This window comes from Cupriavidus sp. 01L415 (assembly GCF_056400065.1).
On sequence record NZ_JBFTSP010000002.1, the window covers coordinates 507568 to 531894 of the forward strand.

At 67.5% G+C, this 24327-nt stretch carries 21 protein-coding genes; 7 read left to right on the top strand and 14 right to left on the bottom strand.

The features are described from left to right. Positions 1–255: 255 nt before the first annotated feature. Entirely contained in the window at positions 256–2160 is a 1905-nt protein-coding gene (locus AC1DOX_RS07585; RefSeq protein WP_441614337.1) for a PAS domain-containing hybrid sensor histidine kinase/response regulator, read from the bottom strand. A gap of 314 nt (positions 2161–2474) precedes the next feature. Between AC1DOX_RS07585 and AC1DOX_RS07590 the strand changes: the two genes are divergently transcribed. From AC1DOX_RS07590 to AC1DOX_RS07600, 3 genes are all read left to right on the top strand, one after another. Continuing rightward, a complete protein-coding gene (locus AC1DOX_RS07590; protein ID WP_441614335.1) occupies positions 2475–3044 on the top strand; it encodes a hypothetical protein in 570 nt (189 codons plus the stop codon). 22 nt (positions 3045–3066) lie between these two features. After that, entirely contained in the window at positions 3067–3879 is an 813-nt protein-coding gene (locus AC1DOX_RS07595) for a hypothetical protein (RefSeq protein WP_441614333.1), read from the top strand. Between the two features lie 242 nt (positions 3880–4121). Next, positions 4122–5267, top strand: coding sequence for a Rieske 2Fe-2S domain-containing protein (locus AC1DOX_RS07600; protein WP_441614331.1), 1146 nt, complete (start codon positions 4122–4124; stop codon positions 5265–5267). 29 nt (positions 5268–5296) lie between these two features. On the opposite strand, the gene AC1DOX_RS07605 is transcribed toward AC1DOX_RS07600, so the two are convergent. Together AC1DOX_RS07605 and AC1DOX_RS07610 are read right to left on the bottom strand one after the other, a co-directional pair. Further along, a complete protein-coding gene (locus AC1DOX_RS07605; protein WP_441614329.1) occupies positions 5297–6445 on the bottom strand; it encodes a Fic family protein in 1149 nt (382 codons plus the stop codon). A 137-nt stretch (positions 6446–6582) separates the two neighbouring features. Beyond that, on the bottom strand, positions 6583–7653 hold the full coding sequence (locus AC1DOX_RS07610) for an alkene reductase (protein ID WP_441614327.1): 1071 nt from the start codon (positions 7651–7653) through the stop codon (positions 6583–6585). A 184-nt stretch (positions 7654–7837) separates the two neighbouring features. Between AC1DOX_RS07610 and AC1DOX_RS07615 the strand changes: the two genes are divergently transcribed. Both AC1DOX_RS07615 and AC1DOX_RS07620 read left to right on the top strand, forming a co-directional pair. Further along, positions 7838–9445, top strand: coding sequence for a phospholipase D family protein (locus AC1DOX_RS07615; protein WP_441614325.1), 1608 nt, complete (start codon positions 7838–7840; stop codon positions 9443–9445). Positions 9446–9539: 94 nt separating this feature from the next. Continuing rightward, positions 9540–10016: an ester cyclase gene (locus AC1DOX_RS07620; RefSeq protein ID WP_441614323.1), complete on the top strand. Its 477-nt coding sequence runs from the start codon at positions 9540–9542 to the stop codon at positions 10014–10016. 125 nt (positions 10017–10141) lie between these two features. Here the strand turns inward: AC1DOX_RS07620 and AC1DOX_RS07625 are convergent, their stop codons facing one another. The 10 genes from AC1DOX_RS07625 to AC1DOX_RS07670 form a co-directional block, all read right to left on the bottom strand. Beyond that, positions 10142–11209 carry a 2-aminoethylphosphonate aminotransferase gene (locus AC1DOX_RS07625; protein ID WP_477101220.1) on the bottom strand — a complete coding sequence of 356 codons (1068 nt, stop codon included), beginning with the start codon at positions 11207–11209 and terminating at the stop codon, positions 10142–10144. Continuing rightward, the gene (gene aepY, locus AC1DOX_RS07630; RefSeq protein WP_441614319.1) at positions 11196–12389 is read right to left on the bottom strand and encodes a phosphonopyruvate decarboxylase; all 1194 of its coding nucleotides are present in this window, start codon (positions 12387–12389) and stop codon (positions 11196–11198) included. Before aepY ends, AC1DOX_RS07625 begins: the two co-directional genes overlap by 14 nt. Next, positions 12386–14080 (bottom strand): phosphoenolpyruvate mutase, encoded by a 1695-nt coding sequence (gene aepX, locus AC1DOX_RS07635; protein WP_441614317.1) that lies wholly within the window; start codon positions 14078–14080, stop codon positions 12386–12388. Before aepX ends, aepY begins: the two co-directional genes overlap by 4 nt. Further along, positions 14077–14841, bottom strand: a complete 765-nt coding sequence (locus AC1DOX_RS07640; RefSeq protein WP_477113999.1) for a phosphocholine cytidylyltransferase family protein — start codon at positions 14839–14841, stop codon at positions 14077–14079. The genes aepX and AC1DOX_RS07640 overlap by 4 nt, the downstream gene beginning before the upstream one ends. Before the next feature lie 41 nt (positions 14842–14882). Next, positions 14883–15881 (bottom strand): flippase-like domain-containing protein, encoded by a 999-nt coding sequence (locus AC1DOX_RS07645; RefSeq protein ID WP_441614312.1) that lies wholly within the window; start codon positions 15879–15881, stop codon positions 14883–14885. Further along, complete coding sequence (locus tag AC1DOX_RS07650; protein ID WP_441614310.1) at positions 15878–16729, bottom strand: HalD/BesD family halogenase; 852 nt, start codon at positions 16727–16729, stop codon at positions 15878–15880. The genes AC1DOX_RS07645 and AC1DOX_RS07650 overlap by 4 nt, the downstream gene beginning before the upstream one ends. A gap of 8 nt (positions 16730–16737) precedes the next feature. After that, on the bottom strand, positions 16738–17406 hold the full coding sequence (locus AC1DOX_RS07655; RefSeq protein ID WP_092133704.1) for a CDP-alcohol phosphatidyltransferase family protein: 669 nt from the start codon (positions 17404–17406) through the stop codon (positions 16738–16740). Between the two features lie 258 nt (positions 17407–17664). Further along, the gene (locus AC1DOX_RS07660; protein ID WP_477112323.1) at positions 17665–19053 is read right to left on the bottom strand and encodes an efflux transporter outer membrane subunit; all 1389 of its coding nucleotides are present in this window, start codon (positions 19051–19053) and stop codon (positions 17665–17667) included. A gap of 95 nt (positions 19054–19148) precedes the next feature. Continuing rightward, a complete protein-coding gene (locus AC1DOX_RS07665; protein ID WP_477114000.1) occupies positions 19149–21182 on the bottom strand; it encodes a MacB family efflux pump subunit in 2034 nt (677 codons plus the stop codon). Beyond that, complete coding sequence (locus AC1DOX_RS07670) at positions 21176–22372, bottom strand: efflux RND transporter periplasmic adaptor subunit (protein ID WP_441614304.1); 1197 nt, start codon at positions 22370–22372, stop codon at positions 21176–21178. Before AC1DOX_RS07670 ends, AC1DOX_RS07665 begins: the two co-directional genes overlap by 7 nt. Before the next feature lie 207 nt (positions 22373–22579). Between AC1DOX_RS07670 and AC1DOX_RS07675 the strand changes: the two genes are divergently transcribed. Continuing rightward, positions 22580–22936, top strand: coding sequence for an ArsR/SmtB family transcription factor (locus AC1DOX_RS07675; RefSeq protein WP_441614302.1), 357 nt, complete (start codon positions 22580–22582; stop codon positions 22934–22936). Then, complete coding sequence (locus AC1DOX_RS07680; protein WP_441614300.1) at positions 22920–23903, top strand: SRPBCC family protein; 984 nt, start codon at positions 22920–22922, stop codon at positions 23901–23903. The genes AC1DOX_RS07675 and AC1DOX_RS07680 overlap by 17 nt, the downstream gene beginning before the upstream one ends. Positions 23904–24002: 99 nt before the next feature. On the opposite strand, the gene AC1DOX_RS07685 is transcribed toward AC1DOX_RS07680, so the two are convergent. Beyond that, positions 24003–24314 carry a hypothetical protein gene (locus AC1DOX_RS07685; RefSeq protein ID WP_441614298.1) on the bottom strand — a complete coding sequence of 104 codons (312 nt, stop codon included), beginning with the start codon at positions 24312–24314 and terminating at the stop codon, positions 24003–24005. Positions 24315–24327 lie beyond the last annotated feature (13 nt).

Genomic DNA, 24327 nt, shown 5'->3' on the forward strand with positions numbered 1-24327 from the left:
TGTGATTCCCGTCGACGGATATGCGGGCGACATCAGGCAGGCGATGGCGGACGGGAGGCTGGTATTTCCCCGAATCGAAGCGGCCCAAACGGCACTTCGGGCCGTGGCGGATCGCGCGGCGTTGCGGAAGGCCGGATTCCATTCCGGTGTGGCGGGGTCCGGCAGCGGGATCGACACCTCGAAGGTCGAATCCTTGCCCTCACCGGCACGTGCAGGCGCCGGCCGGATCGGCGGCGTCCGTCCCCGGGCGCGCGCTCACGCGTCGGCGATCACCTTCAGCAGCGTTGCCAGCTCCACCGGCTTGACCAGGTGGTCATGGAATCCCGCTTCGTGCGTCTCGGCGCGGTCTGACGGCTGACCGAAGCCGGTCAGGGCCACGTAGCGCGTGGCGGCCAGCGCGGGCATGCCGCGCAGCGTGCGGATGACCGAGAATCCGTCCATGCCGGGCATGGCGAGGTCGATCAACGCTACATCCGGGGGCATGCGCGCCGCGGCATGGATGGCTTCCATGCCGTCGTAGGCGATCGTGACCTCGTGCCCGGACATTTCCAGCAGGATGGCCATGCTGTCCGCCGCGTCGCGGTTGTCGTCGACCAGCAGGATGCGCCGGCGCACCGCCGGTTTGGTGTTGGAGGACGCGTCTCCGGCGTTGGCGTCGGGCATCGCCGCCAACGGAAGCCGGACCGTGAATGTCGCGCCCATCCCGTGGCCCTCGCTGATTGCCGTCACGGACCCGCCATGCAATTCCACCAGCGACCGGCACAGCGAGAGCCCGATGCTGCCCGGCCGGTCCTCCTGCACGAACAAATTGAAGATGTCGTCGAGCGCGTCGCGCGAGATGCCACGGCCGTGGTCGACGACCTGGATCGACAGCGTCCGCTGCACGACAGAGGTGGCGATATCGATCGACGCGGCCGGCGGGGAGAACTTCGACGCGTTCAGCAGCAGGTTTTGCATGACCTGGCTCATCCGGGTCTTGTCGGCCACCAGCGGCATGGGGGGCATTTCGGTGGTCACGTTGACCGTCTGCGCCTTGGCCGCGAGCGCGGGTTCCGCGGCTTCGATGCCGAGCGCGATGATCTCGCTGGCATCGGTCAGCTCGGGCCGCAGATCGATCTTGCCCGACGCGATGCGCCCGATATCGAGCAGGTCGTCCACCAGGCGCGTGAGGTGCGCCATCTGCCGGGCGATCAGGCTCACGCTCTTGGCCGTCGACGCGGCATCGTCGGGCCGCAGCTGCATCACGGCCAGCGCGTTGCGTATCGGCGCGAGCGGGTTGCGCAGTTCGTGCGATAGCGTGGCGAGGAACTCGTTCATGCGTCGTTCCGTCTGTTCCAGCTCTTCGCGCCGCTTGCGTTCGGTCATGTCGCGCGTGACCTTGGCAAAGCCGTGCAACTGGTGCGCCGCGTCATAGACGGCGGTGATCGTGACGTTGGCCCAGAACAGCGAGCCATCCTTGCGCACGCGCCAGCCTTCGTCTTCCAGCCGGCCCTGTTGGCGGGCCGTCGCCAGTTCACGGCCGGGCTTGTCGCTGGCAATGTCATTCGGCGGGTAGAACACGGAGAAGTGCCGGCCGATGATTTCGTCGCGGCGATAACCCTTGATGTAGGACGCCCCGGCGTTCCAGCTGACCACGTGGCCCGTCGGGTCGAGCATGAAGATAGCGTAGTCCTTGACGCTCTCGACCAGCAGCCGGAAGGTTTCCTCGCTCTGGCGAAGCGCCTCCGCTGTGCGGCGCTGCTGGCTCATGTCCCGCGTGACCTTGCCGAAGCCGATCAGCGATCCGTCCGGGCCGTGGAGGGCGGTGATCGTGACGTTGGCCCAGAACAGCGAGCCATCCTTGCGTACGCGCCAGCCCTCGTCCTCGATCCGGCCCAGCCGCGCGGCCGTCTCCAGTTCGATGGCGGGCCAGTTGCGCGCGCGAGCTTCGTCCGTATAGAACCGGGAAAAATGCTCGCCCAGTATTTCCTCTCTCGCGTAGCCCTTGATGCGCGCCGCGCCGGTGTTCCAGCTGGTCACGTGGCCCTGCGGGTCCAGCGTGAAGATTGCGTAGTCGGAGATGGATTCGACCAGCGTGCGATAGCGCTCCACTTCGGACAAGGTCTGTCCGGCAGCGGCGGCCGGACGTGGGGCGTCTGGCGGAGGGGAGGAGCGGGGCATGGAGGGTGACAACACGTGTTTGTGCCAAGCATACCTGTGTTGTCGCGCCAGGGTGCCGGGGCCTGCCCGGATGTGGCGCAAGCCCCGCGTGGATCGGGTCGATGCCATGCGGCGGACACCCTACCGAAGGCGGGTGTCCGCGTGCCGCAACAGACACGGGGGCAGGGCTCATGTGGGTGCGCCGGATGGCTCCGTCTGATGCAAAATCAGCGATCGCTGGCGGGGTGGCTGCCCCCTGGCACGGCCGCCAGGCGGGGCGCATCGATGCCGCGGGCAGGCCATCAAAACAACAAGACAATAACGAGGGTACTTTCGTGGGTCGCATCGTCACTTCCCTGGCGCTGGCCGCGCTGGGCTTCGCCGTGTCCGGCTGCAGCATGGTTGCGCCGGCTTATTCCCCTTCCGTCGACAACATCCAGGCGCTGCGCACCAGCGGCTCCGCGCCGGCCCGGGTCGGGACGTTTACCACCACGCCGGGCCCCGCCACGCCGAACCCGATCCAACTGCGCGCCAACACGCTGCGCTCGCCGTATGGCGGCACGGGTGGCACGTTCTCCGCCTACCTATCCGAGGCCGTCACCCGCGAACTGGCGATGGCGGGCAGGCTGTCGCCGACCTCGGACGTGGAGGTTTCCGGCACCCTGCTGCGCAATGAACTGGATGCGGCCATCGGCACGGGCACCGGCGATATTTCGGCGCGATTCGTCGTCCGCAAAGCCGGTGCCGTGCGCTACGACCAGGTGAAGTCGGTCCACCGCGAATGGGAATCGTCGTTTGCCGGCGCCGTCGCCATTCCGAAGGCCGCCACCGAGTATGGCTACACCGTGCAGGCGCTGCTGGCCTTGCTGTACGCCGATGCCGCTTTCCTCGACGCCCTGAAATAACCCCAGACCTGGAGACGCCACCATGCGAGCATGGATCAAACTCGCCACCGTCCTGATCGGCACTGCGGTGCTGGCCGGATGCGCCCACCCGATTCTCATCGCTACCGAGAAATCGGCGCCCGCCACTCCGCCGGCCCAGAAGATCGACAAGAACGTCGGCTTTGTCATACCGGACGCGCTGCTGACCAGGGAAGTCGTGACGCCGGGCGGCGGCGGCGACAAGGTCAGCTACCTGCCGTACCGCGACCTCGAGTTGCCGCTCTACACCACGCTCTCGAGCGTGTTCGCCAATGCCACTAAGCTGCGCGCGGCCAACGACACCGCGGCGATCCAGAAGGGGCAGGTCGGCTACATCATCACCCCGGAGATCACGACCGATTCGTCGTCGACGAGCAGCTTCACCTGGCCGCCCACGCAGTTCACGGTCAACCTGACCTGCACCGTGACCGACCTGAACGGCACGGTCGTGCTCAAGAAGACGGTGACGGGCGAGGGCAACGCCGAATTCGCCGAGTTCCGCCACAACTTCGCGCTGTCCGCCCAGCGCGCCAGCGAGAACATGCTCAAGAAGTTGCAGGCCGCGCTGGCCAGCGCACCGGAACTCCGCACAGGCGCCGCGCCCGCCGCCAGCACGCCCGCGCCGGCGATGACGATGGCGCCAGCCGTGCAGCCTGCATCCGCGCGGTCGCAGGCAGCGCCGGCCGTGTCCGCCGCTGTAGCCCCCGTCGCTCCTGTCGCCGCCCGGCCGGTGGCGCCAGCACCGATGGCCGCCGCCACGCGATCGACCGGCGCCGTCTCGATGGACGACCTGCGCCAGCTGATGCCGGCTCGCTGACCGCGCTGCCGGGCGTTTCGGTGCCTGACTGGTCAGGCAGACAATACGCGTGCGGTGGTGCCGGGCATCGAGGTATCCCGAGATTCCGGCATCGGGTCTGCCGTCGGCCTATGCTTGAAGTGTGGCGGCCCCGGTCGGAGAAACGCGGACAGACCGGGACGCTGTGATCGGGTAGACTCGCCGGATTCGATGCCCGACTGGCGCCGATGACCCGAGTCCCAGGACGCAAGGAGACGCCCCGCATGTATGCAGAGTCTGCGCTTGACCGCACTACCATCGATCCACCCGCTGTCACGCCCGCCGCCGAGCCCCCCGTCACGCCCGCCGTTTCCCGGGGCGATGCGTCAGTTCGCGACCTGCGTCGCGTCCCCATCCATCCCGATCACTGGTACCCGCTGGCCTGGTCGCGCGAAGTCAAGCGCGGCAAGGCGCACGGCGTGACCTTTGCCGGGGACCCGATCGTCCTCGTCCGCACCGAATCGGGCTCGGTCTTCGCGCTGGAAGACCGTTGCGCGCACCGTCAGGTGCCGCTGCATGCCGGCGTGGTGGAGGGCGAGTCGATTCGCTGCTGCTATCACGGCTGGACCTACGATTGCTCGGGTCACTGCATCGATGTGCCCTACCTGGGCAAGGAGCGCCTGCCCAATGGCGTGCGCGCCTATCCGTGCCGCGAGACCGCCGGCCTGATCTTCGTGTTCACCGGCGATCCCGCGCTGGCGGACGGGAAGCCGTTGCCGGCGTTTGCCTCCGTCGCCGACAAGCACTACAAGACCCGCCGCTTCGGCCGCGAGGTGAAGTGCCATTACTCGTTCATGCACGAGAACCTGATGGACATGAACCATCAGTTCCTGCATCGCCGCCAGATGGGCATGATGCGCGCGCGGTCGCTCGGTCGCCGGCGCGGCGAGGGCTTCGTCGAGGTCGACTACACCTTCACGCGCGAAGGCGGCAAGCAGCCGATGGGCGAGGCGCTGGTGTTCAGCAAGGACGGCGGCCAGAACAACAAGGACGTGATGACCGTGCGGACGGGGTATCCCTACCAGACGCTGCAGATCCGCTCGGGCAGCGGCACGCTGGTCATGGACCTGTGGATCGCCTACGTGCCGCTGGACGCGGCGCAGCGCACCAATCGCACGTTCGGCATGCTGTCCATTCGCCGGCCGGGCGTGCCGTTCGCGCTGGACATGGCCTGGCCGCTGCTGGTCTGGTTCACCGAGCGCATCTTCAAGGAAGACCGCGAGATCGTGGAAATGGAGCAGGCCGCGCACGACAGCCAGGGCGAGGACTGGAACCACGAGGTGTTCCCGGTCATCAAGGAACTACGCGAGCTGCTGCGTGAGTGCGGCGGCCGCACCGTGATCCCGATCCACCGGCGCGGTCAGCACTGAGGTACAACAGTGCGCCGCGCCTTCAAATTTCAACCCCTTTCGTCCCCGTCCGCGCCGGGTAGCACATTGTTCAGCTCATAGCTGGTGCTTCGCCCGCCCCCGGCCGCCTTGCGTAGGACGCCGCGCTCCACCAGGTCGTTGATGTCCCGCAGTGCCGTATCACCGGAGCACTTGGCGATGGCCGCCCACTTGCTGCTCGTGAGCTTCCCGTCGAAACCGTCCAGCATCCGGTTCAGCACCTTCGCCTGCCGGGCATTGAGCGCCTTCATTCCCCAGTGGTGCCAGAAACGCGCTTTGGCGAGTACGTCGTCGAGCGTGACCTGCGCCTGGTCTACCGCGCGGTGCAGCGTTTCGAAGAACCACGACAACCACGGCGTGACGTCCATCGAATCCTTCTGGGTGCGTTCGAGGATTTCGTAGTACGCGCTGCGCTCGCGCTGGATCTGTGCTGACAGGCTGTAGAAGCGTTGTGAACTGCCATCCGCCCGCGCAAGCATCAGGTCGCCGATGGCACGCGCGATACGGCCATTGCCGTCGTCAAACGGGTGAAGCGTAACGAACCAGAGATGTGCAAGCCCGGCGCGGATCAGGGGCGGTTCGGTGGGCGCAGCGTTGACCCACTCGATGAATCGCGCGGTCTCTGCCGCCAGACGTTCGGCGGGCGGCGCCTCAAAATGGACGCGCTGCCGGCTGATCGGGCCGGAAACCACCTGCATGGGACCGGCCGAATCGTCACGCCATTGGGCGACGTTGATTCTTGACAGGCCAGAGTAGCCGGTGGGGAACAGCGCCGCATGCCAGCCGAACAGGCGCTCTTTCATGACTGGCGCCTGGCTGTTGGAGGTTGCGTCGAGCACCATCTCGACCACCCCTTCAACGTGACGGTCCACGGGCGCCAGCGCGCCAATGTCGACACCCAGCCTCCGCGCGATAGACGAGCGAACCGAATAGACGTTGAGATGCTCGCCCTCGATCTCGCTGGTCTTGACGACGTCGTCGGTCAGTGCCGCAAGGCAGGCCTGATCCCGCAGCCCCACGCCGAGGTCTGCCAACCGGCCCATCAACATGCCTTGGGCCCGGCTGACCTCGGCCATGGGCGAGGCCAACGCACTCAGGTCGTACCGCCAGACGGGCCAGTCGGGAGCCTGCCAGATATAGGTGTATTCGCCGCGATTCATGCGGAGATTATGGTCCGCATTCCCCGCGAGGACAAGTTATTCACCGCATTTTATGCGGTGAATAACCCCGCTAAACACCGCAAACACCTCATCGGTCAGGAAAAGTGCGTGGCACGCTCCTTTCTGGCCGGCTGGTGTTACGAGGCGGCCAGCGTCGGGTAGTCTGTGTAGCCGCGCGCGCCCAGGCCAGTCGTGTCATACAGCGTGGCCGGGTCCACCGCGTTCAGTTCGGCACGCAGGCGCAGACGTTCGACCAGGTCCGGGTTGGCGATATACGCGCGGCCAAAGGCCACCGCGTCGGCATCGCCCTCGGCCAGCACCGCGGCGGCGGCGTCCTGGTCAAAGCCATCATTGGCGATGATCGCGCCGCCGAATTCGCGCTTGAGCAGCGGCAGCAATGCGCCTTCGCCGCGCGATTCGCGGATGAACAGGAAACCCACGCCGCGCTGGCCCAATGCGCGCGCCACATGGCCGAAGGTTTGCGCAGGCTGGCTTTCCGCCATCGAATGGCTCGGCGAACGGGGCGCCAGATGTACGCCTACGCGCTTGGGGTCCCACGTGGCGGTCACGGCATCGGTCACTTCCAGCAGGATGCGCGCCCGGTTTTCGATCGAGCCGCCGTATTCATCGCTGCGCACATTGGTGCCGTCCTGCAGGAACTGGTCGAGCAGGTAGCCATTGGCGGCGTGGATCGTCACGCCGTCGAAGCCCGCGGCCCTGGCATTGGCGGCGGCACGGCCGAAGTCGGCCACGACACCCTGGATTTCCTCGCGCGTCAGTTCACGCGGCACCACGAACGGGCGCTGCGGTCGCAGCAGGCTGACATTGCCGCCGGCCGCGATCGGGCTCGGCGCTACCGGCAACCGGCCCTGCAGCAGGCTGGGGTCCGAGACGCGGCCGACGTGCCACAGCTGCGCGACGATGCGGCCACCGGCCTTGCGGACGGCATTCGTGACGATCTTCCAGCCTTCCACTTGCTCGTCGGACCACAGGCCTGGCACGTTCTGGTAGCCGACGCCGTCTTCGGAGACGGGCACGCCTTCCGAGATCAGCAGGCCGGCGGGCGCGCGCTGCGCGTAGTACTCGGCCATCAGGGCATTCGGCACGGAAACGGGGTCGGCGGCGCGCAGGCGCGTCAACGGTGCCATGACGATGCGATTGGGCAGTTGCAAATCGCCAAGTTGGAGAGGATCAAATAGCGTTGGCATAAAGATATTTGGTGCGGTTATGAGACTTTCAACTTGCAAGCATCGAAAGAATAGCAGCGGGGAGTAACATCGCTAACCGTCGAATCCGTACATCTGCATTGATCGTTCTGGAACAATTGCTGCCGCTACTGGCGCGCTCCAGACCCTGTCCAGGCCCCGCCAGGGCCCTTTCGGGAGTCGTGTGATGGAAGCCAGGTTCGTATCGCATGTGGCGTGGCGCCGGCTGGCCGGCCGGGCACTGGTGGCCACCGTGGCCATGCTGGGCGCCGCCTGCGCCAGCCTGCCGCCGCATCCCGCCGAGCCGCCCACCGTGACGCTCCAGGGCACCGCCGACACGGTCATCGGCCGCACCCTGGCGCCACGGCTCGCGCAGCACCCCGGGCAGTCCGTGTTCTATCCGCTGACGGCTGGTGCGGACGCCTTCGCCATGCGGCTAGCGCTGGCGCACACCGCGCAGCGCAGCCTGGACGTCCAGTACTACATCTTCGATGCCGACAACACCGGGCTGACGCTCCTGGCCGCCATCCTTGCCGCCGCCGACCGTGGCGTGCGCGTGCGGCTGTTGCTCGACGACCTGCACATGGCCGGGCAGGACAAGGCGCTGGCCGCCATCAACGCCCATCCCAATATCGAGGTTCGCCTGTTCAATCCGTTTGCCAACCGCCGCGTGCGGCTGTTCGAGTTCGCCACGGATTTCCGGCGCGTGGACCGCCGCATGCACAACAAGTCGATGACCGCGGATAACCAGTTGACCGTAGTGGGCGGGCGCAATGTGGGCGACGAATACTACGGCGCCAGGGCCGATGTCGACTTCAGCGACCTGGACCTGCTGGCCGCCGGCCCGGTGGTGGCGCAGGTTTCCGCCGTGTTCGACGACTACTGGAACAGCGAAGCCACCTGGCCGCTGGCGTCGCTGACCAAACCGCTGGAAGGCGAGGAGGCCAGGACGCTGCAGCAGAATGCCCGCCAGTACCTGGACGCCGCCGTCGTCAGGCTGAAAGCCACGCCCTATGCCAGATCGGTGCTGGAGTCGGGCGTATTGCAGGCGATCCAGCAGGAAAGCCTGCCTTCCTTCTGGGGGCAGGCGACGGTGATCACCGACCGCGCGGCCAAGGTGCAGCAGCCCCCCGAGGACGACGCCACGCACGCGATCCCCAAGCTGGCGAAGGTCCTCGACAGCGCGCAGCACGACCTGACGCTGGTCTCGCCTTACTTTGTGCCGGGTGAAGCGGCGATGGAGTGGCTCACGGGCCTGCAGGCGCGTGGCGTGCAAGTACGCATCCTGACGAACGCGTTCGGGGCAACCGATGTGAAGGCCGTGCACGCCGGCTATGCGCCGAAGCGCGAGGCCTTGCTCAAGGCGGGGGTGGTGCTCTACGAGTTGAAGCCGTCCGCCTACGCCGAACTGGCGAAGGAAAAGAAGTCGAAGGGCCCGGGCGGCAGCAGTCGCGCGAGCTTGCACGCCAAGACGTATATGGTGGACCGGCACCTTCTGTTCATCGGGTCGCTGAACCTCGATCCCCGGTCGGCGCGGCTCAATACCGAGATGGGCATCGTGGTGGATAGCGCCGCGCTGTGCGACATGCTCGGCAAGAGCATGGACGATGCCTTGCTGGACGTGGCCTACCAGGTCGTGCTGGAGACGAACCCCGATACCGGCCGCGAGGAAATGGCCTGGGTCACGCGGGAAGACGGCGTGCTGCGAACCTATCGCGGCGAACCGGACATGAGTGGCTGGAACAAGGTGGAGCAGGGCTTCCTGCGGCTGCTGCCGGTCGAGTCGGAGCTGTGAGGAAGTGGGTGAAGATCGAGCTTGACCTCAAGCATGGTTGAGGTCTGACACTGCCCGGCATTCCATCGCCTTTTCATCGCAGGAGTCTGCCGTCATGACCGAAACCCCCGACACCGTTGCATCCGCCGACCTTGCTGACATCGCTGACCTTGCCGACATCGCCGTGCTGGAGGCGCGCAAGCGCAACGTTCGCCGCCTCTACGAGACCTGCATCAACGAGGGCAGGGAGCGATTGCTCGATGCGCTGCTGACGGTCGATTTTGTTGGAGGCGACGGCGAGCGCGGCGCGGCGGCGTTCTGGACCTCGATCAACAAGATCCGCACGGCGTTTCCGGATGTGAAGTTCGACGTGGAAGACGTGATCGGCGAGGGCGATCGCGTGGTGGTGCGCTGGCGCTTCGCGGGCACGCATACCGGGCCGTTCGCGGGCCTGCCGCCGACGGGCAAGCGCGTCACACAGACCGGCATTGCGATCTACCAGTGCCGCGGCGAGAAGCTGTGCCGCGCGTGGCTGCAGGTGGATCGGTTGGGGCTGCTGCAACAGATCGGCGGGTTGCTGATCCCCGCGTGAGGGGCGCGTCCTGCGGCCGGATGTCTCCCCGCGCCGCTTGCGGGCAGGGAGACATCGGCCGGAGCGTCAGGCGCTGCGTATTGCCGCTGGCTTGTCGCCAGCTCTTTGACGCGCTTGTTGCTGTCTTACTGCTGCGTGAGTGCCCGGAACCCGTCGATCAGCCGGTCGATATCGGCCGGCTGGATGGCACCCATCGTCGAGATGCGGAACAGTTGCGAGGACAGTCCGCCCTGGCCGGCATAAATCACGAAGCCGCGCGCCTTCAGGCCGTCGTGCAGTTGCTCGTACGTGACGCCCTTCGGCAACTGGTACGCGCGCAGCACGACCGACGACTGCGAGGCCGGCCACAGTGGTTCGATGCCCAGCGCTGCAAGTCCGGTGCGCGCCTGTTCCGCCAGCGCCGCGTAGCGCTGGTGCCGTGCTCGCCAGCCACCTTCGTCCTGATGTTCGCGCAGGGCTTCCACCAGTGCGTAATACGCATGCACGGACGGCGTGAACGGCGTGTTGCGCTGGTCCTGGAGCTTCGCCAGACGGCCTAGGTCCAGGTAATACGTACGGGTCGCCGCCTTTTCAAGCGCGGTGCGACGCGTGACGACGAAGGCCGCGCCCGGCACGCCATGCAGGCACTTGTTGGCCGTGGCGGCCACGGCATCGATGCTGCCGCCGAAGTCGATGGCCTCCGCGCCGAAGCTGCTGACCGCATCGACCAGCATCCGCACGTTGTGCGCCTGGCACAGCTTGTCGATGGCCGACAGGTCGTTCAGGCGGCCCGTGGTGGTCTCGTGGTGGATCACCGCCACGTGCGTGATCGCGCTGTCCGCCTCCAATGCCGCAGCGATGCGAGCGAGATCGGGCGCTTCCATCCACGCGTGCTCCACGAGCGTATGGGCAATCTGATATTGCCTGGCGATCTGCGCGATGCGCTCGCCGTACACGCCGTTCTGCACGATCAGCACTTTGCCTTGCGCCGGCACCAGCGCCGCAATCATGCTTTCCACGGCAGCCGTGCCCGACCCGGTCATCAGCACGGCGCTCCATGCGGCCGGATCGAGGGCGTAGATATCCAGCAGGCGCGCGCGGGCTTCGTCCTGAAGATCGAAGAATTCGCTCTCGCGATGGCACAGGTCGGTTTGCAGCAGGCTCTTGCGCACACGCTCGGACAGCGTGACGGGGCCCGGGTTAAGCAGCAGCATGCGAGGCTCCCTGGTCGGCGCCGATCAGGCGCGCGAGACGTGTCTTGACTTCGACCGGCGTGACCGTCGGACGCGGCAGCCCATCGGGCGTGCCGGCGCGAGTCTGCAGGCAGACGAAGTTCGGGCCGGAGGCGGCCGTTGCCACCGATGCCAGCACCGTATCGAGCATGTCGAGGTTGTCGCCCTCGATCGCCGAAGCGTAGCCACAAGCCGCGGCCACACTGGCGAACGAGACGTTGTGCGACACCGTCGCCTGCCCGCCGGTGGAATCGTGCGCGTTGTTATCCAGCAGGATGTGCGTCAGGTTGGCTGGTCCGTAGGCGCCCAGCGTGGCGAAGACGCCCATGCGCATCAGCGCGGCGCCGTCACCGTCGATGGCCACCACCTTCAGGTCCGGACGCGCCAGCGCCAGGCCCAGTGCGAACGGCGTCAGGCAACCCATCGAACCCACCATGTAGAGCTGGTTCGGCCGGTCGTCGAGCGCATAGAGTTCGCGTCCGCAGAAGCCGGTGGAGGCCAGCACCACGGTCGAATCGACCGGTGTATGGGCGATGACCCGCTCCAGCGCGTCGCGGCGGCTTGGCAGTTCCGGGGTGGACGCCCCGACGTGCGAGACCTGCGGCGTTGCCTTCGGGCGCGCCACGGGCGGTGCCTGCGACTTGAGCGGGTAGGGCGCGACGCTGCCCTTCTGCATGATCAGCGCATAGGGGCGCCCGGTGGCATCCATATGGGCGGTTGCGCGATCGAGCGCCGGGCCCACGGCCTCGGGTTCGGTCGGGAACAGCTCCCACGGGATTTCCATGGTGTCGAGCATGTTCGGCGTCACCGGCCCCATCAGCGCGTGCTGCGGCTCGTCGGCTACGCCCGGCTGGCCGCGCCACGTGACGATCAGCAACTGCGGCAGGCGGAAGGTCCACGTCAGCGACGTCAGCGGGCTCACGGCGTTGCCGAGCCCCGAGTTCTGCATCATCGTGATGCCGCGCACGCCGTTGCGCGCGCCCTGCGTCACGCCGGCGATGAAGGCGACCGCATCGCCCTCGTTGGCCGCCGACACATAGTGCAGCGATGGGTCCTGCACCACGTAGTTGATGAACGGCGTCAGGTAGGAGCAGGGCACGCCTGCATACCAAGAGAAACCGCGCTCGCGCGCGGCTTCCACGAACTGGACCGCCTCGATCATCGAGCCGCCTCGCCGTCAGTGTTGCCCAGCGCGTACGGCGTCTGCGTGTGCGCGAAATCGCCGGCCCGGCGGAAATCGTCCAGGTCGTTCACGCCACGCCAGTGGCCATGCACGTACTTGACCTCGACTTCGTCGCCGGCTTCGACCAGCGCGTTCAGCAGGTCGGGCAGGTCCAGCTTGTCGAAGTCGGGGCGGCGGCGCAGGTCGGCCAGCACCGCCTGCAGGCGCGCGCGGCCCTCGCCACGCACGTTGAGCAGGCCGATCCAGCGGCCATGTGGGGCGTCCACGCCGGCCGGCCGTTCGTCGGCAATCTTGCGCAGCGTGATCTTCTGGCCGAACAGGTCGCGGTCGTCGGCGGCGGAGCACCACGCGAAGTCGCGCACGCTCTGGTTCGACGGGGCGGTCTCCGACGAATCCACCGCCACGCTGAACGGGGCGTCGGTGTCGATCAGGTCGCGCAGGATGTAGCTGCGGAACAGCAGGTCGCCGTAGGCGATCACGGTGTCGTTCTGCAGCGCATCGGCCGCGCAGGCCAGCGAGGCCAGCTCGCCCGTTTCGGCGTGGCGATCGTTGCGGACCAGGTTGATGCCGGCCGCGTCGATCGCATCGGCCTTGTAGCCGCCCACCACGGTGATGTCGTTGATGCCCTGGTTCTTGAAGCCATCCACCAGCCAGCGCAGCAGCGGCTTGCCGGCCACGGGCAGCATCACCTTCGGCTTGTCCTCGGTCAGCGCTTCCAGGCCCTTGCCGCGGCCCGCGGCCAGCACCACGGCCGAACCCGGGGCCTGGCCGCCGGTCAGGTAGATCTTCTCGGCGGCCGAGTACTCGTCGGCATCCTGCAGGCGGAAGATCTCGTTCACGGTGGCGATGCGGTCTTCCACGTTGACGAGCGTCTCGTTGTCGTGGATTTCCTTCGCCACGGCCTGCATCGACGACGCGGCCACGCGGATCAGGTGGTTGGCCCAGATCACCAGGCTGATGCCGGCCTTGCGGAACACGTCGGTCGGCGTGCTGTAGTACTTGGTCGGCACGATCACCAGCGGGGCGCGGCCGGCCCATTCGCGCGCGAAGGTGACGATCTCGTCGGCCTTCGACAGCTTGCTGTGGATCAGGATCGCGTCGGCACCGGCCTGGCGATACGCCTCGGCACGGCGCAGCGCTTCTTCCATGCCCCAGCCGGCGATCAGCGCTTCCACGCGCGCCACGATCGAGAAGTTGTCGTCGGCCTGCGAATCCTTGCCGGCCTTGATCTTGCCGCAGAACTCGTCGATATCGGCCAGCGGCTGCTGCTCGCCGCCGATGAAGCTGTTGGTCTTCGGAAAGATCTTGTCCTCGATGCAGACGCCGGCAATGCCGCGTTGCTCGAGCTTGCGCACCAGGCGGCGCACGTTGTTGAAGTTGCCGTAGCCGGTGTCGCCATCCAGCAGGATCGGCAGGTCGCTGGCGTCGGCCATGAATTCCAGGTTGTCCACCACCTGGGTCCAGCTGGCCTCGTTGTTGTCACGCACGCCAAACTGGGCGGAGATCGCCAGGCCAGAGGCCCAGATGCCCTTGAAGCCGGCCTCGCGCACGATGCGCGCGGACAGCCCGTTGTGGGCCTCCATGATGAATTCCAGGTCGTTGGACAGCAGCATCTGGCGCAGGCGCGCGCTGCGCGAGGTGGCCAGCAGGTTCGGGTCGATGGCGTTCATTGTGCGATTCCTACGGTCGGCAGAAGTTGGGGCAAGACTTCATCGGCGGCGCGTTTCACATCGCCCGGGAAATCGATCTCGATCCACGGCGCGCCGGTCACGTCGGCCGTGTCGAATACCTGCGTGCCTTCCAGCAGCAGGTCCCGCACGGCTTCCTCGTGCGGCATGTTGGCACGGCCGGAGTCAACGTAACCCTTGACGATCTCGGCCAGGCGGCGCGCGGTCTGTTCCTGGAAGCGGAAGAAACCGACCGATTCGCCGATGGTGTCGTAGGACAGGTCGGCCATCAGCTGCTTGCGCAGCTCGACTGGCACGCCGTCCTTCAGGCACAGCTTGACGGGTTCGTCGCCGGCCTCGAAGTCGCGGTCGATCAGCAGGCGGTTGGCGGTCTCGCCGGCCACCAGCGCGTTCAGGATGCGCTCGTCGTAGAGCACGTCGGCATCCATCAGCAACACGTCGCCGCCACGCGTCAGCGCTTCCGCCACGGTATGGACGGTCAGCACGCTGCCAAGGTCGTAGCGCGGATTCACGATGGTTTCGACGGGGGTGGGGTGTTGCAGGCGGTCGAGTTCGRCTTCCACCAGTTGGGGTTCGAAGCCGAGCGCCAGCACGATCTCCTTCACACCGGCCGCATCCAGCATGCGCAGGTGCCGCTCAAGCAGCGTGGCCCCGTCAAAGCGCAGCAGGCACTTGGGGAACTGGCTCCCCGGCTGTTGCTGCAGTCGCAGGCCAAGGCCCGCGGCAAGAATGATTGCTCGCATTATGTTGTTCTCACCATGCAAAAAAGCCTGACGGCCGTGATTCAGTCGGAGCCCTGCAGCGCTGCCGCGGCGCGCCGACGCTGGAACTTCCGTTCACTCAGATGCAGATACAGCAGCCCGGGGATGCCCAGCACCAGTTCGCGCACGCGCTTGGCCAGCGACAGGGCCAGTGCCGCATCGGGCGGCAGGCCCACCAGCGGCGCCAGCAGCAGGAAGCCGCCTTCCTGCGCGCCCAGCGAACCCGGGATGGCAAAGGCGGCGCCCCGGATAGCCTGGCCCACGCTTTCCAGCAGCAAGGCCTCGTGCCAGCTGACCGGGTGCCCCAGGAAATACAGGATCAGCCAGACCTCGCCCGTGCCGGCGATCCAGCCGGCGAGGTTCAGCAAGAAGCTTGTCGCCACCTTGCGGCGGTTGCGGTACAGCTCGCGGATGGCGGTGTCCACCGCATCGGCGCGCAGCGCCAGGCCATCCCAGTTGCGTTTGCCGAACACCTTGGCCAGCACGCGCAACACGCGCCCGAACATGCCGCGGCGCTGTAGGACGCAGAACGCCAGCACGCAGGCGGCCAGAATGACGGTGACGATGATGATCGGCGTGCGCTGGTCGGACAGGCCGCCCTGTGCGCCGAACAGCAGGATGCCGAGCAGCGCGAAGAGCATCTGCGACAGGGCCTGCGTGGTGGTGCTGACCGTGATGGCGGCGGCGGCGTCGCGCATGCGTGCGCCACGATGCGACAGGTAGCGGACCATCAGCACCGGTCCGCCGATCTGGCCGGCGGGCAGCAGGCTGTTGACCGCTTCGCCGGTCCAGCGGGCGCGCAGCGCGTTGCAGAAGGAGCCATGACGCGTCTTGCGGTCCAGCAGCACGGCGATGGCGCCGGCATCCAGCGCCAGCGGCAACAGGTGGAAGGCGGCGACGACGGCCAGGCCCCAGCCGGCCGACATCAGCGTGGTCGTGACCGCGCCAAAGCCTTGCCAGGCCAGCAGCGCGACAAAGAGTGCCGCGCCAACCGTCAACAGGAAGATTGCTGCACGAGTCACGCGCGCGACTTCCCGCCCGCGAACAGACGCTTGAAGACCTGTCGGAAACCGAAGTAGGCCACGGCATCCTTCATATTGGAGATGAAGCGCAGCCACGGGCGCATGCCCGGATCGGTCACATATTCGAACGTCAGCGAGACCCGGATCTCGTTCGGGCCGGCCGGCGTGATGCGGTGGCGTAGCTTGTCGCCGTCGAACAGCACGATGCCGCCCGGCGGAATCTGCACCGAGCCGGGTTCGTCGGGGAGGTCGGGGTTGCGGGTGTGGAGCTCATAGTCCAGCCGGCACGAAGATTCATCGAGCACGCCGATCAGCAGCGTATAGCGGCGGCCGTCGTAGTAAGACGTGTCGTAGTGCCAGCCGATGTGGTCGCCCTGGCGCGTGTAGTAATAGAGCGCGTAGGCGTGCGGATCGGTGGCGGGGCAGACCTGGAGCTTGTCGCCGCTGATCTGCTCGAGCCAGTGAATCAGTGCCTTGGAGCGGTAGAGTTCGGCGATGAAGGGGGCCTTCTCGTCGATGGTGTGGCGGCTGACGCTGCCGCCCTGCTTGTGGCCGGGCAGGTAGTTGCGGTTGAGGTCGGGCTGCAATGCGCGGGCGAGGGCCACGAGCTGTGCGCATTCCTCGGGTGCCAGGAACTTGTCCAGGTAGAGGAAGGCGCCCTGGCGTTCGAAATCGGCACGCAGCGCGGGGGTATCCAGCCGGCCGGTAACACGCGCGACGGCGGCGTCAGGATGGCCGGCGGCCGGGGGCGCAGGATGGCCCGGTATATGGTCCGATGTGGGGCCCGATGCAGGGCTCGGCGCAGCGCGCGTGTCGAGCGCAATGTCGCTGGTGGCCTGTTCACTCATCTGCTACCTCAGTGATCCGTTGTTGTCGCGACTGGCTGGGGGCGCCGCATGACGCGCCAGTAATCGATGATGACGAGGAAGGCAAACAGCGGCGCGCCGATCGACGCGGCCGTCAGGAACGGCGCGATGCCGTCCGTCAGGGTGACCAGCGGCAGCAGGTACAGCACGTCTTCGGTCTCGAAGCCGCCGGCCGAGGCCTGCTTTGTCCCGCTTTTGCCAACACGCGATTCTATACGCATGCGCAGGAAGAAGATCAGCGCGACCGCCAGGCCTGCCACCGTGCCGCGCAGGACCGGGCCGAACGCTTCGCCCGTCGCCTGGCCGGCGATGGCCATGCCCATCGACACGAACAGCAGCACCGTGATCAGTGCATCGCTCGCCAGGTCGTAGAAATGGCCGATCTTGCTGGTTTTTCCGCTGATTCGCGCCAGTTCGCCGTCAGTGTGGTCGACGAAGTTGGACAGGACGACCAGCAGGGCACCGTAGTTGGTCCAGGCGTAGCCGCCTTGCGCCAGGCAGGCGACGCCGGCCACGCCGATCAGCAGGCGCAGCGTCGTCAGGTGGTTTGGGGTGACTCGGGTGTTCTTGAGAGGCCGTACAAGGCGGCGGGCAAGGCGGGCATCCCAGGTGGGCGGCAGCGGGGGCTCGTCCGGGAAATTCGGGGATTTCTGGTTCATCCGTTAACGATCTGGTGGGGCGCGATCACGCCCATGCGCAAGGCGGGCGCCAAAGTGATGCGCAACACTACGCCTGTGGCGCGGGAATGACAAGCGCACCAGAATACGCGCTTTTGCGCCCGGGCGCATCGGCGCCGCTCGCGAGGGTGCTCTGAGCATCACGTTCGTCGGGGCCGGCATGCCGGGCTGGTAATTGCCGGTTGCCCCCGGGTCGATGCGCCTTCGGGTGCACTCTTGCCGGGCCCGCAAACGCGGCGCTCACGGCGCAGCCGATGGCGACGACGGTGGCGTCTGCGCCACCACGGCCTCGGGCGCCATCCATCCGCCGCCCAATGCCCGGAACAATCCCACCCCGGCCTGCAATTCGGACACGTGCAGCGCAGCGGCGTCGTCCTGCGCGGCGTAAAGCGTGCGCTGCGCGTCGAGCACGGTCAGCAGCGTTTCCGCGCCGGCGCGATAGCGCGATTCCGCAAGCCGCGCGGCCTCGCGGGCCTGGGCCAGCGCTTCGGCCTGCTCGGTGCGCTGGCGGCCGAGGCCATCGACCGTATTCAGCGCCACCTCCACATCGCCGAGCGCATTGACGATGGCGCCCCGGTAGGCAGCCAGCAGTTCTTCGCGGCGGGCGACGGCCAGATCGCGCCCGGCCGCCAGCCGGCCGGCATTGAAGACGGGGACGACCAGCCCGGCGGCCAGGCTGTAGAGCGAGGTGTTAAGCAGGTCGCCCAAGCGGTCGGCGCCAAAGCCGGCGCCCGCGGTCAGCGTCAGCGACGGCAGCATCGCCGCGCGCGCCACGCGGATGTCGGCCTGCGCGCCTGCCAGCGCGCGTTCGGCCTGCGCCAGGTCGGGTCGATGCGTGATCAGGCTGGCGGGCACGCCGGCGCCTACGCCGGGCATGGCGATGCCGTCGAGCGTCGCGGTGGCGATGTCGAACCCCTGCACGGGCCGGCCCAGCAGCAGGGCCAGCGCCGTCAGGCTGCTCTGCGCCTGTTGCTGCCGCAGCGCGAAGTCCTGCCGCTGCGTGGCGACGAGCCCGCGCTGCTGCGCCAATTCCAGCGGCGTGGCGGCGCCCGCCCGGGCCCGGGACGACACCAACGCCAGGATGCGCTCGGCATTCTCCGTATTGCGTCGTGCGATCTCCACGCGTTCGCGCAGGGCCACGGTCTGGAGGTAGGTGGCCGCCACGCCGGCCACAAGCGTCAGCGCCACCGTATCGCGCGCATAGGCTGTGGACTGGAGCCTGGCCACCGCCGCATCGCGCGCGGCGGCATTGCCGCCCCAGAGGTCGATTTCGTAGCTGGCGAAGAGCTCGGCGGTGTAGTAGCCGGTCACGGTCGATTGCGGTTCACGCAGCCGCTGCGCGGTGGCGGACAGCGTGACATCGGGCAACAGCGCGGCGCCGGCAATGCGGGCCAGCGCCTGCGCCTGGCGTACGCGGGCCGCTGCGGCGGCAAGGTCGAAGCTGCCGAACTGCGCCTGGGCGACCAGCGCGGCCAGTTCATCGCTACCAAAGCGCCGCCACCAGTCGGGGCCGGCCAGGCTGGCGGCCGGCCCTGCGGAGGCCGGTGCGTCGTGGCGCCAGCTGGCAGGTACCTCGAGCGGCGGGATCTCGGCCTCAGGCGCGCTGGCGCAACCGGACATGGCGGCCATTACCGCTATCGCCAAGGTTGCCGCCATCGCCACCGTCGCCGACAAGACTGGTGAGTGCGGGGCGGGTTGCGTCGTCAAACGCTTCAACGCGGACCTCATTCGCTCGCCAGCGCCGTCACGGGGTCGAGCCGGGCCGCCTGACGCGCCGGCATGATGCCGAACACGAGCCCCGTGGCCAGCGCGCAGACAAAGGCGCCCAGGATTGCGCGCACTGAGAAGATCACCGGCACATCCCAATGCACCAGGGCCACCCCGACGGCGATGCCGGCGATCACGCCGGCCAGCCCGCCGACCAGCGTAACGGTGATGGCTTCGGTCAGGAACTGGCGCTGGATGTCGCGCTGCCGGGCGCCCGTCGCCATGCGGATGCCGATTTCGCGCGTTCGCTCCTTGACCGTGACCAGCATGATGTTCATGACGCCGATGCCACCCACCAGCAGCGAGATGGCCGCCACCAGGCCCAGCATCAGCGTCATGGTCTGCTGCGTCTCCGTCTGCGCCTTGACCGATGCCGCGCGGTTGTAGACCCGGAAATCGCGGGTGCGATGCGCGGCCTCGAGCGTGTCGGTGATGGCGTTGGCGGTCGCCTCGGCGTTTTCCAGCTTGTCGACGAGAACGGAGATCCACGACAGCTGCGTCGTGCCCATCAGTCGCCGGCTACCCGTGGAGAACGGCATCATCGCCACGTCGTCATCGTCGGCATCGCCAGAAGTGGCGCCTTTTTCCTCCAGTTCCCCGATCACTTGGAACGGCACGTTGTTGACCAGCACATAGGTGCCCAGGGGATCGCGGTCGCCAAACAGCCGCTCGCGCGTCTTCTTGCCGAGCAGCAGCACGGGGGCCAGGTTGCGCTCGTCGTCCCGCGTGAAGAACAGGCCGCGCGCCACCTTCCAGTTCAGGATCCGCTGGGCATCCGTGGTCACCGCATTGGCGTTGACGTAGATGTCGACATTGCCGGCGCGCAGCGTGACCTTGCTGCGCAGCATCGGCATGGCCGCCGCGACGTGGGGTACGGCCTGGACCAGCGCCACGTCGGCCTCGGACAGCGTGCCGCCCGGCGCGCGGGCATTGCCGCCGCCCGGCACCACGTACATCCGGTTGGTGCCGAAGCTGGCGATCTTTGCAATCACCTGAGCCTGGGTGCCCGCACCCACCGCCAGCATCACGATAACGGAAGCCACGCCGATCACGATACCCAGCAGCGTCAGCGCGGTGCGGAAGCGGTTGCTCCACATCACGGTCCAGGCCGCGGCAAAGGCCTCGCGCATGTCGGCCCAAGGCCGTGCGGCATGGGCGACGCCGGCCGCCATCGCGGCGCGGAAGCGGCCCGGGGTCAGCGACGCCGGCAGCGGCGTGCCGGTATCGGCCGGTTGCGCGCCGCTATCCGCCACGATTTGTCCGTCGCGCAGCTCGATGATGCGGTCGGCCTGTTCCGCCACGGCGCGGTCGTGCGTGATCAGGATCACCGTGTGGCCGGCGTCCGCCAGCTCGCGCAGCAGCGCCACCACCTCGGCGCCGGTCTTGCTGTCGAGGGCGCCTGTGGGTTCGTCGGCCAGGAGGATGTGCCCGCCGTTCATCAGCGCGCGGGCGATCGAGACGCGTTGCTGCTGCCCGCCCGACAGCTGGCCGGGCCGGAAATCGGCGCGCCCGGACAGTCCCAGCCGTTCCAGCAGGGCTTGCGCGCGTTCGGCACGGGATGCCCTGGCCGCACCGGCATAGACCGCCGGCATTTCCACGTTGTGCTGCGTCGTCAGCGTCCGGATCAGGTGGTAGCCCTGGAAGACGAAGCCGAATGCCTCGCGCCGCAGCCAGGCAAGCTGGTCCACGTTCAGCCGGGCGATGTCGTGCCCGGCAAACTGGTACTGGCCGGAACTGGGCCGGTCCAGGCAGCCGAGGATATGCATCAGCGTGGATTTGCCGGAACCGGAGGCGCCGACAATCGCCACACATTCGCCCGCATGGATGTCGAAGGAAATGCCGCGCAGCACCTCGGTGGCGGGCCCGCCATCGGCGCTGGYGTACGCGCGCCGGATGTCGCGCAGTGAAATCAGGACGGGTGACCGCTCGGGCGGCGTGGCGACGGGACTGCCCGCCACGCCCGGCCGGGTGTCGACGAACAGGTCTACCACCGGAACCTCCCTTCGGCGGCGCGCTCGACACGAACGCTGGTCACCAGCCTGTCTCCTTCCTTGAGGCCGGACAGGATCTCGGCGCTCAGGCGGTCGCGCACGCCGGTCGAGACCTCGCGCTCGTGTATGGCGCCGCCGGCGTCCTGCACGCGCGCGGTATAGCGGCCGGGCTGGCCGCTGACCGCTTGCAGCGCGGGGAGCGGCGCCACCAGGACGTTACGCACGCTGGCCGCCACGAAGAAAACCTGTGCGCTCATCTGCGGCATCAGCGCACGGTCGGCGTTGTCGACGTCGAACAGCACTGTATACAGGACGACCTTGCCGGTCGGCGGCGTGGCGGCGGCCGCGGCATTGCTTTGGGAGGTGCCCGGCGGGGTGGGCGGCGCCGGCAGGATCTGCCGGACCTGGCCTTGCCAGCGCCGTGCGGTGCCTTGCGCATCCTGCACGCCGAGCGTGGTGAAGTAGACCGGCATGCCCGGCTGCACGCGGCGCACGTCGGCCTCCGAGACCTCGGTCCAGATCGTCATGGCCGACAGGTCGGCGATGCGCAGGATGTTCGGTGTCTGGTAGGTCGCGTTCAGCGTCTGGCCCTCGCGCGCGTCGAGCGACACCACGGTGCCGCGCATCGGCGCGTAGATCCGGGTGTAGCCGAGCTGGGCTTCGTCGCCCTTGAGCGCCGACGCCGCGCCGTCGATCTGGGCGCGCAGGTTGTCGATACGGGCGATGGCCACGCGCAGCGCCGCCTGGGCGGTCTGTACGTCTTCGTCGCGGGTGGAACCGTCGTTGGCCATGTGCCGCTGGCGGTCCCATTGCTGCTGGGCCAGTTCGCGCTGGGCGATGGCCTCGGCCAACTGGGCGCGCAGGCTGGCCAGCGTGGCGCGGTCGGCATCCACGCGGGCCTGCTGGACGGCGGGATCGATCTCGACGAGCAACTGGCCACGCTCCACGGCGTCGCCGGGCTGGACGTGTATGCGGCGAATGGCGCCCGAAGCCTGGGCGCCGACATCCACGTAGCTGCGCGGCTGAAGCATGCCGAGCGCCGTGACGCTGGACTCGATATCGCCGCGCGCGACCGCCACCGTATCGACGATTTCCACGGGCCGCAGCAGCCACCATCCCAGCCCCAGTCCTGCCACCAGCAGGACGGCAACGACGAAAGCAGGACGCTGCAGGACGAACGGCAGTTTCATGTCAGGAGCTAATAGATACAGATACGGCGCGCGGCATGTGCGCTCCGGATCATACCGCGCAGATCATGACGCGAGCTATCCAATGTTGCCCCAGTTCCTGGCCGGTGGGTGTGTCCGTCACCACACCTCGAAAACACGGCGCAACCTGGCGTCCGCCTCCTCACTAAAGTTCTTGCTTAACTAACGTGCGCCACTAAACTAAAGCGCATGCTTAACCAATCCGATCCCCTCAATTCCACCTTCCAGGCGCTGGCCGACACCACGCGCCGGGCGATGCTCGCGCAACTGGCGCGCGGCCCGGCTTCCGTGACGGATCTTGCGCGGCCGCTGGCCATGTCCCTGCCGGCCGTCATGCAGCATCTCGCAGTGCTGGAACAGGCCGGGCTGGTGCAATCGGAAAAGGTCGGGCGGGTCAGGACGTGCCGGATGGCGCCCAATGCGCTCAGTCAGGCCGAGCAGTGGATCAGCGACCGGCGGGCCGAATGGGAAGGCCATCTCGACCGGCTTGGCGAATACCTGGAAACCATGAAGAAGGAGGCGGCATCCGATGGCAACAGCGACTGAAACTCTCCAGGCGGCGCAGCCGCGCCCCCTGACCGTATCGCGCGCGTTCAATGCGCCGCGCGAGCTGGTGTTCAAGGCGTGGAGCGCTGCCGATCATCTGAAGGAATGGTTCTGCCCGACCGGCTACACGGTCCCCGAGGCCGAGGTGGAGTTCCGCGCCGGTGGCAAGTTCGAGTTATGCATGCGATCGCCCGAGGGGCAGTCGCACTGGATTCGGGGCCACTATGTGGAAGTCACGCCGAACGCGCGTCTGGTGATCGACATGAACGTGGTGACCGAATCCGGCAAGACGCTGTTCAACGCCCACACCACGGTCGGTTTCGAGACGGTCTGCGGTGGCACGCAGATGGACGTGACGCAGCAATACACGCTGCTGGACCCGTCGGCCGCCGATTTCACCCGGGGCGCCGAAGAAGGCTGGCGCCAGACGCTGGACCGGCTGGAGGCGAAGGTGGCGCGTCTTGCAGCCGCGCCGCCGCCCGCGCGTTCCGTCGCACATGGCGTGTTCACGATCGAGCGGACCTACGATGCGCCGCCCGCGCTGGTCTTCCGCGCACTGACGGATCCGCACGCCAAGGCCCAGTGGTTCCACGGCGGCGAGGGCTACACCGTGATGTCGCGCAAGATGGACGTGCGCCCCGGCGGCCGGGAAACGTTGCAAGGAGGCTGGCAAAACGGGCTGGTATCGACGTTCGAGGCGTTCTATTACGACGTGATCCCCAACGAGCGCCTGGTCTACAGCTACGAGATGCACATGGGCGAGCGCAAGATTTCCGTCTCGCTGGCGACGTTTGAACTCAAGGTGGCAGGTCAGGGCACCCGGCTGATGATGACCGAGCAAGGCGCGTTTCTCGATGGTTACGACGATGCCGGATCGCGCGAGCACGGATCGGGGCTGCTGCTGGATGCCGTGGGGGAATGGCTGAAGGGCGAGATGAAGATTGCCGCAAACGCGGATGCGGGCTGAAGCCGCCGCCTTTCACGGAGTGCCGCGACGGGCAGGTGGCTGTCCCGATGCCGAACGAGGAGACCCGGCGCCGGGACGGCTGGCTGGATGGACGGCAGATCAGGCGCTGTGGGCCGGCGGCGCGGAAACGCCCGTGCGGTCCATGCCCGCCAGAGTCATGCCGGATGCGACGCTGTTGGCCCCGTCGGTGAAGGGATCGGACTTGCGCGTGCCGAGGGCGCCGTCGGTGTACGGGTCGGCCTTGCGGATGCCGTGCGCACCGTCCGTGAACGGATCGCGACGTCCGTTGTGCATTTCATAACCGTAGCGGTCGCCGGGGACGCCCCGGTCTTGCAGGCCTTGGGCGACTGCGAGGGAGCAGGCGCAGAGGGTTGCCGTGGCAAGCAGGGTCTTGAGCAGGTTGTTGTGCATGTCTTGTGGTTCT

Bases quoted from the DNA above. Each gene is read 5' to 3' on its own strand.
- AC1DOX_RS07585 (WP_441614337.1), bottom strand. From the start codon at position 2,160: ATGCCCCGCTCCTCCCCTCCGCCAGACGCCCCACGTCCGGCCGCCGCT.
- AC1DOX_RS07595 (WP_441614333.1), top strand. From the start codon at position 3,067: ATGCGAGCATGGATCAAACTCGCCACCGTCCTGATCGGCACTGCGGTG.
- AC1DOX_RS07600 (WP_441614331.1), top strand. From the start codon at position 4,122: ATGTATGCAGAGTCTGCGCTTGACCGCACTACCATCGATCCACCCGCT.
- AC1DOX_RS07605 (WP_441614329.1), bottom strand. From the start codon at position 6,445: ATGAATCGCGGCGAATACACCTATATCTGGCAGGCTCCCGACTGGCCC.
- AC1DOX_RS07610 (WP_441614327.1), bottom strand. From the start codon at position 7,653: ATGCCAACGCTATTTGATCCTCTCCAACTTGGCGATTTGCAACTGCCC.
- AC1DOX_RS07615 (WP_441614325.1), top strand. From the start codon at position 7,838: ATGGAAGCCAGGTTCGTATCGCATGTGGCGTGGCGCCGGCTGGCCGGC.
- AC1DOX_RS07620 (WP_441614323.1), top strand. From the start codon at position 9,540: ATGACCGAAACCCCCGACACCGTTGCATCCGCCGACCTTGCTGACATC.
- AC1DOX_RS07625 (WP_477101220.1), bottom strand. From the start codon at position 11,209: ATGCTGCTGCTTAACCCGGGCCCCGTCACGCTGTCCGAGCGTGTGCGC.
- aepY (WP_441614319.1), bottom strand. From the start codon at position 12,389: ATGATCGAGGCGGTCCAGTTCGTGGAAGCCGCGCGCGAGCGCGGTTTC.
- aepX (WP_441614317.1), bottom strand. From the start codon at position 14,080: ATGAACGCCATCGACCCGAACCTGCTGGCCACCTCGCGCAGCGCGCGC.
- AC1DOX_RS07650 (WP_441614310.1), bottom strand. From the start codon at position 16,729: ATGAGTGAACAGGCCACCAGCGACATTGCGCTCGACACGCGCGCTGCG.
- AC1DOX_RS07655 (WP_092133704.1), bottom strand. From the start codon at position 17,406: ATGAACCAGAAATCCCCGAATTTCCCGGACGAGCCCCCGCTGCCGCCC.
- AC1DOX_RS07660 (WP_477112323.1), bottom strand. From the start codon at position 19,053: ATGGCCGCCATGTCCGGTTGCGCCAGCGCGCCTGAGGCCGAGATCCCG.
- AC1DOX_RS07670 (WP_441614304.1), bottom strand. From the start codon at position 22,372: ATGAAACTGCCGTTCGTCCTGCAGCGTCCTGCTTTCGTCGTTGCCGTC.
- AC1DOX_RS07675 (WP_441614302.1), top strand. From the start codon at position 22,580: ATGCTTAACCAATCCGATCCCCTCAATTCCACCTTCCAGGCGCTGGCC.
- AC1DOX_RS07680 (WP_441614300.1), top strand. From the start codon at position 22,920: ATGGCAACAGCGACTGAAACTCTCCAGGCGGCGCAGCCGCGCCCCCTG.
- AC1DOX_RS07685 (WP_441614298.1), bottom strand. From the start codon at position 24,314: ATGCACAACAACCTGCTCAAGACCCTGCTTGCCACGGCAACCCTCTGC.